Annotated in this window: 10 protein-coding genes; 7 read left to right on the top strand and 3 right to left on the bottom strand. The window is 65.9% G+C overall.

The features are described 5' to 3' along the window. Nucleotides 1-34 precede the first annotated feature (34 nt). Nucleotides 35-376, bottom strand: a complete 342-nt coding sequence (locus ABD172_RS14615; RefSeq protein WP_344310853.1) for a helix-turn-helix domain-containing protein — start codon at nt 374-376, stop codon at nt 35-37. A 1-nt stretch (nt 377) separates the two neighbouring features. After that, nucleotides 378-980 carry a recombinase family protein gene (locus tag ABD172_RS14610; RefSeq protein WP_344310852.1) on the bottom strand — a complete coding sequence of 201 codons (603 nt, stop codon included), beginning with the start codon at nt 978-980 and terminating at the stop codon, nt 378-380. Nucleotides 981-1,369: 389 nt separating this feature from the next. On the opposite strand from ABD172_RS14610, the gene ABD172_RS14605 reads away from it, so the two are divergent. After that, complete coding sequence (locus ABD172_RS14605) at nt 1,370-1,720, top strand: MerR family transcriptional regulator (protein ID WP_019160177.1); 351 nt, start codon at nt 1,370-1,372, stop codon at nt 1,718-1,720. Between the two features lie 175 nt (nt 1,721-1,895). Next, entirely contained in the window at nt 1,896-3,422 is a 1,527-nt protein-coding gene (locus ABD172_RS14600; protein ID WP_055085098.1) for a SulP family inorganic anion transporter, read from the top strand. A 986-nt stretch (nt 3,423-4,408) separates the two neighbouring features. Here the strand turns inward: ABD172_RS14600 and ABD172_RS14595 are convergent. Further along, the gene (locus ABD172_RS14595; protein WP_344310848.1) at nt 4,409-5,641 is read right to left on the bottom strand and encodes an alpha-D-ribose 1-methylphosphonate 5-triphosphate diphosphatase; all 1,233 of its coding nucleotides are present in this window, start codon (nt 5,639-5,641) and stop codon (nt 4,409-4,411) included. Between the two features lie 192 nt (nt 5,642-5,833). Here ABD172_RS14595 and phnC point away from each other — a divergent pair, with 192 nt between their 5' ends. The 5 genes from phnC (at nt 5,834) to ABD172_RS14570 (ending at nt 10,291) form a co-directional block, all read left to right on the top strand. Continuing rightward, complete coding sequence (gene phnC / locus ABD172_RS14590) at nt 5,834-6,631, top strand: phosphonate ABC transporter ATP-binding protein (protein WP_344310846.1); 798 nt, start codon at nt 5,834-5,836, stop codon at nt 6,629-6,631. A gap of 105 nt (nt 6,632-6,736) precedes the next feature. Continuing rightward, the gene (phnD, locus tag ABD172_RS14585) at nt 6,737-7,630 is read left to right on the top strand and encodes a phosphate/phosphite/phosphonate ABC transporter substrate-binding protein (protein WP_344310844.1); all 894 of its coding nucleotides are present in this window, start codon (nt 6,737-6,739) and stop codon (nt 7,628-7,630) included. Next, nucleotides 7,627-8,475 carry a phosphonate ABC transporter, permease protein PhnE gene (gene phnE / locus ABD172_RS14580; protein ID WP_344310842.1) on the top strand — a complete coding sequence of 283 codons (849 nt, stop codon included), beginning with the start codon at nt 7,627-7,629 and terminating at the stop codon, nt 8,473-8,475. The genes phnD and phnE overlap by 4 nt, the downstream gene beginning before the upstream one ends. Next, nucleotides 8,472-9,539: a phosphonate dehydrogenase gene (locus ABD172_RS14575; RefSeq protein WP_344310840.1), complete on the top strand. Its 1,068-nt coding sequence runs from the start codon at nt 8,472-8,474 to the stop codon at nt 9,537-9,539. Before phnE ends, ABD172_RS14575 begins: the two co-directional genes overlap by 4 nt. Next, the gene (locus ABD172_RS14570; RefSeq protein WP_344310838.1) at nt 9,536-10,291 is read left to right on the top strand and encodes a GntR family transcriptional regulator; all 756 of its coding nucleotides are present in this window, start codon (nt 9,536-9,538) and stop codon (nt 10,289-10,291) included. Before ABD172_RS14575 ends, ABD172_RS14570 begins: the two co-directional genes overlap by 4 nt. Nucleotides 10,292-10,957: the final 666 nt, after the last annotated feature.

Below are 10,957 nucleotides of genomic sequence, written 5' to 3'. Positions count from 1 at the left end.
TGGCGTGGATTCTCCTTCGTGTTTTGGAGTCCACTCAAATGATCACACCCCAGCTGCGCACTGTCGCGTAGCTTGGAGCTGGATGGTCCAAGCGTTCAGCTTCGGCGACCGTGAGCCGGAGCAGCGCGGCGATGCTCGGACGGGGGCGGGTCAGCGCGAGGCGCTCGACGAATGCGACGAGTTCGGTCGGTGTACGCCGGGTGCCGGCGTCTGTCCGACGCTGTGGTTCGAGGGCGGCGATACCACCGGACTTGTAGAGGTGGTGCCAGCGTTCCAGGGTGCGCAGGACGGTGCCGGTCTCCCTGGCCAGGGCTGTCAGCGGGATGTCGTCCTCGACGTGCAGTCGAAGGATCCTCCACCGGTCCAGCCCGTCCATCTCACACCTGTTCGGACACCGCGTCGCGAACGCGGGCGGCCTGCTGGTGGCGATAGAGCGTCGCGCGGGACCAGCCGACCAAGCGGGCGGCGGCTTCGGCGGTCCGTCCTTTCGCACGAGCGTCTTCGGCTGTCACGAGTTTCTCCGCGATCACGTCCGGGTCGACCGGAGGTCGACCGAAACGGGTGCCGTTCTGCTTCGCCGCGGCGATACCGGCATTGACTCTTTCGGTGATCAGCTCGCGCTCGTACTCGGCCAGGGTGGCGAGCATCCCGAGCATCATCCTGCCCGACGAGGTCTCCGGATCGATGCTGTCCGAGATCGACCGGATCTTCACCCCTCGCTCGCGCAGCAGGTTGACGGTGTTGAGGACATCGATCAGGGACCGACCGAGCCGGTCGATCCGCCACACCACCACGGTGTCACCGTCCTGGGCGTAGTCGAGGAGGCGCTTCATGCCGGGACGCTCCGCTGCGGTCCTGCTGCCCGAGGTCACATCGGAGAACACATCTCGCTTCTGCACTCCGACACCGACCAGCGCGTCCACTTGCAACTGCGCGTCTTGACCGGCGGTGCTCACCCGCGTGTATCCCAACAACCTCATCTCTCAAACATGACTCACAAACCCCTAGAAAGCACGGCACCGAGACGGTTTCCAGTGAGACGACTTTCCGAGGCGAACGCGAGAGCACAACGGCGCGGAAGGCATGCTTCATAGGACCACGGATTTGATGTCTCACAAAGCTGTAGATTCTTGAGGCGCCACCAGCTTGCCACCTTGTGGAAGGGCGGCGATTGCTTGGCGCGAAGCGCTTTCGCCTTGAACTATCCGCGTCGACGTAATCTGGGGCCGACTCTGAGCGCGACTGTGACGTAGCGATAGAGTTGGTGCCTGCTTGCCGGGCGGCAGAACGCGGGCGCCTGCGTTCAGGCGTCATGGCGAGCAAGGGCTAGTGGAAGGGTGAAGCAGTGGGGCAAGCGCAGGAGCAAGACATGGACACGATGCAGATCGGTGAGGTCGCCGAACGCACCGGGCTGTCGATGCGCACTATCCGCCACTACGACAATGTAGGGCTGGCGCCGCCCTCGGCTCGCAGTGAGGGCGGATTTCGGCTCTACACCCAGGCCGACGTCGAGCGGCTCAACTACGTCCGGCGGATCACTCCGCTGGGATTCAGCCTGGAGGAGACCGCCGAGATCCTCGCCATTCTGGAGGCCAAGGAACCGGTCGAGGCCACTGCCGCGTACTTGGAAAGGGTCCGGGTGGCCCGGGAGAAGATGGCCCGCAAACTGCGCCAAGCCGACGAGCTCATCGACGCCCTGCAGGACCGCGTCCACGACTAAACCTGCCCCCCGCTGGCGGAGCGAGGTGGGCCAGCAGCCAGACTCTACCCTAACGTTAGGGTAGAGTTAGTGTCGAAACTTTTCCCGGTGACTACCTGATGCCCCGCCCCTTGGGCGGCCGGGCTGCCTCGTAAGGCCGGGGTCCTTCTTGTTCACGACCTGATGGGAGACCTGCGTGTCCACCACAATCCACACCGCCCCGCCGGCGAATGCCACCCCCGAAGAACGCCAATCCGTCCTGGCGACCCTGAAGCGCCCGCGCTGGCTGAAGACCGAGGTGCTGGCCGGCCTGATAGTCGCGCTGGCGTTGATCCCTGAGGCCATCGCGTTCTCGCTGATCGCCGGGGTGGACCCGCAGGTGGGTCTGTTCGCTGCCGCCACGATGGCCATGTCCATCGCCTTCCTGGGTGGGCGGCCGGCGATGATTTCTGCGGCCACCGCGGCCACCGCTCTGGTGATCGCCCCGCTGATGGCCTCGCACGGGCTGGACTACTTCCTCGTCGCGGTCATCCTTGCCGGTGTCTTCCAGGTGATCCTCGGGGTGCTCGGGGTGGGCAAGCTGATGCGCTTCATCCCCCGGTCGGTGATGGTCGGCTTCGTCAACGCCTTGGGCATCTTGATCTTCACCTCCCAGCTACCAGACCTGATCGGCGTCCCGTGGCTGGTCTACCCGCTCACCGCCGCCGGCCTGGCGATCATCTACCTGCTGCCACGGATCACCACGGTCGTCCCAGCCCCGCTGATCTCGATCATCGTTGTCACCGCTCTGGCCCTAGTCTTCGCACTCAACGTGCCCACCGTCGGGGACAAGGGTCAGCTGCCCGACGCCCTGCCCACCCTGTTCCTGCCTGACGTGCCCTTCACCCTGGAGACCTTCCAGATCGTCGCCCCCTACGCACTGGGCATGGCCCTCGTCGGGCTGCTGGAATCCCTGATGACGGCCAAGCTGGTCGATGACATCACCGACACCCGCTCGAACAAGGTCCGCGAGTCCTGGGGCCAGGGCGCGGCGAACATCATCAGCGGCTTCTTCGGCGGAATGGGCGGCTGCGCGATGGTCGGGCAGACCATGATCAACGTCAAGGCCTCCGGGGCCCGCACCCGGATTTCCACCTTCCTGGCCGGCGTCTTAGTCCTGGTGTTGGCCGTGTCCCTCGGGGAGGTAGTGGCGCTGATCCCGATGGCCGCCCTGGTCGCGGTGATGATCTTCGTGTCGATCGCCACCTTCGACTGGCACTCCGTCCGTCCCTCAACGCTGAAAATGATGCCCAAGTCCGAGACCATCGTCATGGTAGTCACCGTCATCGCGACCGTCGCCACCCACAACCTAGCCGTCGGCGTCGGGCTCGGGGTGCTCACCGCGATGGTGCTCTTCGCCCGCAGGGTCGCGCACTTCGCCACCGTCACGCGCACCGTCAAGGGCGAGGGCGAGCAGGCCGTAGCTCGGTACACCGTGGACGGGGAACTGTTCTGGGCCTCCTCCAACGACCTCTACACCCAGTTCGAGTACGCCGAGGACCCTCAGCGCATCGTCATCGACCTGACGACCTCACACCTGTGGGATGCCTCGACCATCGCCGCACTAGATTCCGTGGAGGACAAGTACCGCCACTACGGCAAGAACGTCGAGGTCATCGGCCTCAACGAGGCCAGCCAAAACATGCGCAACCGCATGTCCGGCAAGCTCGGCGCCGGGCACTAAACCACCACGCACCCTCCCCGCGCCCGAGGCTCACACGCTGGACCAGTATTCGCACGTGTCAGCGCGGGGCCCCGCTGTGGCCGGGAGTGCGCCACCGAGCGATCACAGAACGCCGCCATTCATCGCCAAACTTCACAGCCGAGGGCCGCCACTTGCCGGTCGGGGTTCTGGTCGATCGCGGAGACGCGCACGTACCCGACTGTCTTGCCACTCACCTCTAAGACGTCCTTCCGGTATCGGTCAACAGATAAGAACCCTATGTCGTTGACCTCGCTGTCGTGCGTGCCGGCGCGCCGGTCATCGAGGTATACCCAATTGGACATCCAAGCGGGAGCGTCGAAGCGACCAGCGCCTCCGAGGCAGCCCGACCGCATGTGACTGTCAGCTTCGGGTGGCGGCAATTCGCGGCTTCCTTTGGCGGCTTCAGGTGATGCCGAGTCCTCTGCAGAGCACACCTACTTCAGCGCTGAATTTCCCCATCGAGGCCATGGCCAGCCGCACTTTGGCTCGTGTCACTTGTCGGACTGCGACCTTCGTGGCCGATTCGCAACGGACCCAATGTGGTCGTGGTCGCGCATGAGCCGACCGAGCCTGGTGACGGGATGTCGAGCACTCCAAATCATCTTCTGCCACCAGAAGGTGTCACGCTCGAGCATGCGCTGGGGAACGCTGGTGTTTCGCTCTCCCCGGGAGAGATGGACTTCCCGGCCGCCGCTGCGGGCGAGCTCCAACGCGATCTGGTAGCCAAATTTGCCTCTTGCGACGACGAGGACTGGACCCGGGGGCAACTGGCTCGCTGGTGATGTTTGAGACGGGGTCGGGTCTCCGGTTGCTCCTGGGCTCAGGTACTGCTGGGCCCTATCACGCTCGTATCAGGAGCGACCGGGCCAAAGAAAGTCAGGTTCTTTGCGCGACCCAGATGGCCACTTTTCGCCATGGGTGTGCCCACCTCGGCAGTCAGCTGATCCTCTCATCTTGGTCGCCCATCAATAACAGTTCCCCCCTGTGACGGTGAGAATGGAGGGCCATCTCTTGCTGAGGTCGGCGAGGATCAGATCGGCTCGATGCCCCTCGACCAGGTAACCCCGATCGTCCAGTCCCACACACGCTGCGGCGCCTGAGGTCACGAGGCGCACTGCCTGCGGAAGTGACGCAACCCCGTCGCGCACCAGGCGCAATGCTCCTGGAAGCATCGATGCGGGGATGTAATCGCTGGCAAGAGCGTCGGTCAGGCCTGCCGACACGAGTTCAGCTGCCGACACGTTGCCCGTGTGTGATCCTCCCCGGACCACATTGGGAGCTCCCGCTACGACGAGCATCCCATGGTCCCGGGCGGCTCGCGCAGCGGCGATGCTCGTGGGGAACTCTGCCACGGAGCAGCCGCGACCGGCAGCGGCCGACACCTCCTCCGGGGTCGCCAGGTCGTGGGCGAACAGCCTGATGTGCCCGGATCGCACCAGGCCTTCCAGCCAGGACAGGGCGGCTTCACGCACCGCGTGCTGCTCGTCGCGGGTGCTGCGCCACCATTCGACGTGATCAGCCGCCTCGCTGTTGGTCATCCCTTCGCCCTGAATCAGCCATCGCTCCATTTTCACCGGATCGGCGAACTGCCCCTGCCCGGGCGTGTGGTCTTCGTGTGACACCACGGGCACTGTGCTCTCCGGAGATTGGCGCTTCCCTCGGACCTCGCCCTGGAGAGATGGCGAGGGCGGGTCGTCGCGCGATTGCAAGGTCTTCTCGAGGAGCTTCCGGCCGTATTCGGAGCGCACATCGAGTCGATGCAACACCTGATGATCGATCTGAGTGTCATCGGTGCTCAGGAGCGCCTCCGACAGCTCGGAGGCCGCGGGCGAGTTGATCGGCGTTCCTACGATCGATCGCTCCTGAAACGCCAAGCCGTGAAAAGCGGTCGTGATTCCCGCCGCACGGAGCCGTGCTGCCGCCGACGCGACGGCGAATGAAGGATCGAGCACTACGCCCGGTCGCGGGCGGATCTCCCGAGAGAGCAGGTCGCTGTGCACGTCGACGAGCCCCGGCAACAGCCATGCGCCGCGGGCATCGAAGTCACAGGCAGCTCCCCCAGGATGCGGACCGACGTGAGCGACTCGACCATCGCGAACGACCACTCTCGCGTCGTCGAGCACTCGGTCGGGCAGCACTGCTGCCGCGTGGCCGAGCACGAGGTCGAAGATGGTGCCGTCTGGGGTCAGGGCCGTCATGAGCACTCACCCTGCCATCCGCTGTTGACTCCCGCATGGACGGCTTCTTAACGGCGGTCCACAGCCCCGGCCGTCACCGACAAAGCTCGCTGTTCGCCCCTCGTTCACAGACCGTTGGCCGACCCCGCCCCCGGAATTTGAAACTCCTCTATACGTTTCCATTGAAACCTTCAGTCGTATAGAGGACTTCCAGTGATTGAACTTGTCGATGTCAGCAAGACCTACAAGGGCGGAGTGCAAGCCCTCGGGACCACCGACCTGTCGATCGAGAGCGGAAAGGTCACCGTACTCCTCGGCCCGTCGGGGGCCGGCAAATCCACTCTGCTGCGGTGCATGAACCTGCTCGTGACCCCCAGCACCGGAACAGTGCGGGTCGAGGGCGTCCCGGCACTCGAATCACGCAAAGACCTGCGCCACCACCGCAGACGCACCGGAATGGTCTTCCAGCACCACCAGCTCATCCCCCGGTACACGGCGCTGCGGAATGTGCTCCTCGGCAGGGTCGGTTACTACAGCTTCTGGCGCAGCCTTCTGCCCTTCAGCCGGAGCGACGAGCGCATCGCCCTCGAGGCGCTCGACCGAGTCGGGCTGCTGGACAAGGCCCTCACACGGGTCGACAACCTCAGCGGCGGTATGCAGCAGCGCGTGGGCATCGCCCGCGCACTCGCACAGCAGCCGGACCTGATCCTCGCCGACGAACCCGTCGCCAGCCTCGATCCCGCCTCGGCGCGTCGCGTCATGGACCTGTTGCGCCGCGTCTGCCAGGAGAGCGGAATCACCCTGATCGCCAGCCTTCACCAGGTCGACCTCGCGCTCGAGCACGCCGACCGCATCGTGGGCCTCGCCCGCGGGCGGATCGTCTATGACGGTCCCGCTGCCGGCGTCACCGACGCAGACCTCCGCCTGATCTACGAAGGCGCGCCGGACGATTCCCGATCCGACGCCCCTGTAAGAGCCGGTCAGGACACGCTTGCGGCCGAGCGCTCCTGACCAGAGCCGCTCAACCGAACTCAGTCGCACCCACCACGACATCGAACGACCCATTGCACGACCCGACTCACCAAGCGACACGACTCACCCCAGGAGTGAATCACCATGATCGGACGCCCCCGTTTCACCGCTGCTGCGGCAGCCCTGCTGACTTCCGCCCTCCTTCTCTCCGGCTGCGGTGCCGCCGGAGAGGCGAGCGCCGCACCCGACACGCTCCGGGTTGCCCTGCTGCCCGACGAGAACGCCTCGGACGTCATCAAGAACAATGAACCGCTCAAGAAGCACCTCGAAGAGGAGCTGGAGATGGACGTCGAGCTCGTCGTGACGACCGACTATTCCTCGATGATCGAGGCGATGTCGCGCGGCCGCCTCGAACTGGCCTATTTCGGTCCTCTCTCGTACGTCCTCGCACAGGAAAAGGCCGATATCGAGCCCTTCGCGGCCCTGCAGGAAGTCGACGGCGAGGACCCCACTTACCAGTCGGTCTTCATCGCCAATGCCGACGCGGGAATCGAGAGCCTCGCCGACGTCGCCGGCAGGACCGTGGCCTGGGGAGACCAGGCGAGCACGTCCAGCCACCTGATCCCCAAGGCCATGCTCGCTGAAGAGGCCGACCTGCGCGTCGACCAGGGCGACTACGAGGAGCAGTACGTCGGGTCTCACGACGCAGTCGCCCTCGCAGTGCAGAATGCCAACGCCGATGCCGGTGGCATGAGCCTGCCCATCTACGAGCGCATGGCCGAGGAGGGACTCATCGATCCCGCGACCGTCGTCAAGGTCCAGGAGTCCGAGCCCTACGCCAACTATCCGTGGACCATGCAGTCGGACCTCCCCGAAGACCTGAAGGAGAAGCTGCGGAGAGCGTTCCTGGACCTCGAAGATCCGGCCGTGCTCGAACCGTTCGACGCCGCCGGCTTCGAAGAGGTCACCGACTCGGACTACGACGCGGTGCGCGAGCTCGCACCGCTGCTCGACATCGACCTTGAGGACTACCAGTGAGCACCAGCACAGAAAGCGCAAGCACAGGCCGCCTGCTGGACGAGCAGCGAGAGCAGGAGTACCTGCAGATCTCCGACCAGGCACGGTCCGGCTGGAGGCGCTCGGTCGCTGTCACCGGGATCGTCCTCGTCACCGTGCTGGTGAGCTCGTGGGTCGTCGGGATGCTCGACGGCACCCGCATGATCACAGGACTGGCGGACATCGCCGGCCTGCTGAGTGAGATGTGGGTACCGGACTTCACCAACCTCAACAGCTGGTGGGGCCCGCTGTGGGACTCGATGACGATGAGCATCGCGGCCACCGCGCTGGCGGTGCTGCTCTCCGTTCCACTGGCATTGTGCGGCGCCCGCAACACCTCGCCGCATCCGGCGGTCTACTGGGTCGCCCGGCTCATCCTCAACATGCTGCGCTCCGTGCCGGAGCTGATCCTGGCCATCGTCTTCGTGGCGGCCGTCGGATTCGGCGCACTGCCCGGAGCGCTGGCACTGGGGATCCACTCCGCGGGAATGGTGGGCAAGTTCTTCGCCGAGGCGATCGAGCACGCGGATCAGGCGCCCGTCGAGGCCGCTCGCGCGACGGGGGCCGGCCCGGCGCAAGTGATCCTGCACGGCATCCTGCCGCAGGTGCTGCCGCAGATGGCAGACACCACCGTATACCGCTGGGAGCTCAACTTCCGGGCCTCGGTGGTCGTGGGCGTCGTCGGAGCTGGCGGCATCGGCTTCGAGCTGATCGCCGCCCTCCGCACCCTCCAGTACGACGAGGTCGCCGCGATCCTGCTCGTCATCCTTGCCACAGTCACCCTGGTCGACGCCCTCGGCGGAGCGTTGCGAAAGAGGTTCCAATGACAGACACACACCCGACGGATACGCACGTGACGGAGACTCCCCACCGCCCGGTGGTGGTCCTCACCCACCGCGTGCATCCCCCGATCCTCGAGATGCTCGCTGACAGCTGCGAGGTGATCGCGAACCAGAGCGACGGCAGCCTACCCGCCTCGGAGCTGCGACGCAGGGCAGCAGGCGCGGACGCCCTCATGGCGTTCATGCCGGATCGGATCACCGCAGAGTTCCTCGACGCGTGCCCGCGCCTGCAGGTGGTCGCCGGCGCCCTCAAAGGCCACGACAACATCGATGTCAACGCGTGCACCGAGCGCGGCATCTGGCTGACGCGGGTCGAGGATCTCCTCACCGAACCCACCGCCGAACTCGCGGTCGGTCTGCTCATCGGACTCGCGCGCAACATCACGGCAGGAGACCGCGCGGTGCGGGCCGGCCTTGCGGGATGGCGACCGACGCTCTACGGAAGCACGCTCGTGGGCTCGACAATCGGCCTCGTGGGCGCGGGAAGGCTCGGACGGGCAGTGGCGCGGCTGCTCAGCGGCTTCGACGCGAACCTGCTCTACTGCGATCCTGAGCCATTGTCCTCCGCCGGCGACCACGGTTTGCAGATGGAGCACGTGGAACTCGGTGAGCTGTTGACGCGCAGCGACGCCGTGGCGGTCTGTGCCCCGCTGGACGCGAACACCCTGCACCTGCTTGGCCGCGCCCAATTGGAATCGATGCGGCCGGGGTCGCTGCTCGTCAACGTCGGGCGCGGCTCCGTAGTGGACGAGGTCGCCGTGGCTGAGCTGCTGCGCAGCGGGCACCTCGGCGGATTCGCCTCGGACGTGTTCGAGTTCGAGGACCTCTCGCGCCCGGACCGTCCTGAAGGCGTGCCCGAGGAGCTCCTGGCGATACAGGACCGGACTCTCTTCACTCCGCACCTCGGGTCCGCTGTGGCCTCCGCGAGGCTCAGGATCGAGGAACATGCTGCCGAGGCGATCCTGCAGGTGCTTACCGGCGAGGTGCCCGACGGTGCAGTCAACCGTCCCCTGCGCACGCACTCCCCTGGTCCGACGCCTGCATTATGATCAGTTCCATCAATCGCGTCACGTCGAAGAAGTCTGCGCCTCGGGTCCCGGTGTATCTGGCCGCGGCAGACACTCTCGCCGAGCAGATCGCGGACCAGCCGGTCGGGACCCGGCTTCCGTCGGAAGACGAGCTCGCCGGTCAGCTCGGCGTCAGCCGGCTGACCGCGCGGGCGGCGCTTGCAGAGCTGGAGAGGCGCTATCTCGTGCGCCGGCGGCAGGGCAGCGGAACGTACGTCTCCCGTCGAGTCGATTACACGATCAGCCGCCGCCATCCGCCGTCGTGGAGTCAGAGCGTCCGAGACGCCGGGCTCACCCCCGATGTCCGAACCACAGGATGGCGACTCGAGACTCCGTCGCCCGAGGTGCGCCGGCGGATGAGGATGGGGCCGAGACGTCAGGTGATCGCGCTCACTCGTGCTCGGTACATCGACAATGAGCTGGTCGGCTTCGCCGAATCCTTCTTCGACACGGAGCTGGTCCCGGACCTGCCCCAGGTCCTCGACCCGTCCGCCTCCCTGCACGACACCCTGGCTGATCACTACGGACTCCAACCGGTTCGCGGATGGTTCGGCGTTGCCATCGACCCCGCAACGCCCGAGGTCGCCGAACACCTCGGGCTGAGCGGCCGACCGCCGGTCATCTCGATCCGCTCGCGAACCGACGCCGCAGCACGGGACCATAGGCCCGTGGAACTCACGGTCTCGTGGTTGCGGGTCGATGTATTCCGCGTCGAGATCGACTTCGACACGTAAGTCCGCCATCGTGATCAGCCCCCCGGGTCATGACGGACAGGTGGAAAGGGCGATCATCCGAGAGCCTGCCCCGGTCAGAGGTCGAAGGTCGCCACGACTGGCCGGTGATCGGATCCCGGCGCTCCCTGCCGCCCGGTGGGGTCGTCCTCGATCGAGGGGAGGTCCACTCCCCCGTCGTCACCGCGGACGCCGTGCCGACGAGCGCGTGGGACACGAGCAGATGGTCGGTGAGTTCTCCGCGGCCCCGGTAGACACGGGAGAACCGTTCGCCCTCCGGGATGAGCATCGACTGACCCCACAAACACAGATGGGCAGGGCAAACAGAGGCGGTAGCAGGGCATTAGACACTCAGCTAGAGAGCATTCCCCTTGGCCACGCCCTGCTACTCAGGGTGCGGCCCGGACGGATGCCGCTGTGCCGCGCACCACGTCGTCGCACATGAGCGACGGGTATACCTGAATTGACACGCCCCGCCGCACCCCGGGCACGCGAGCTGTAGGGTGGGGAAGCATGGGGGCGACGACTCAGGCGTATGCAGACCGCGCGAGCGAGTACACGTCACTGCTCGGGTCGATGGACGCCGTGCACCCCGCTGATCGGCACCTAGGGCGTGTCTGACAAAGTATGTGGGACGTTCGGTGCATCCTGAATATCGTGTCCGCACCA

It is taken from the genome of Brevibacterium samyangense (assembly GCF_039529845.1).
Classification (GTDB): Bacteria; Actinomycetota; Actinomycetes; order Actinomycetales; family Brevibacteriaceae; genus Brevibacterium; species Brevibacterium samyangense.
The sequence above is the reverse complement of the archived record's forward strand: the minus strand, read 5'-3'. Positions and strand labels throughout refer to the sequence as shown.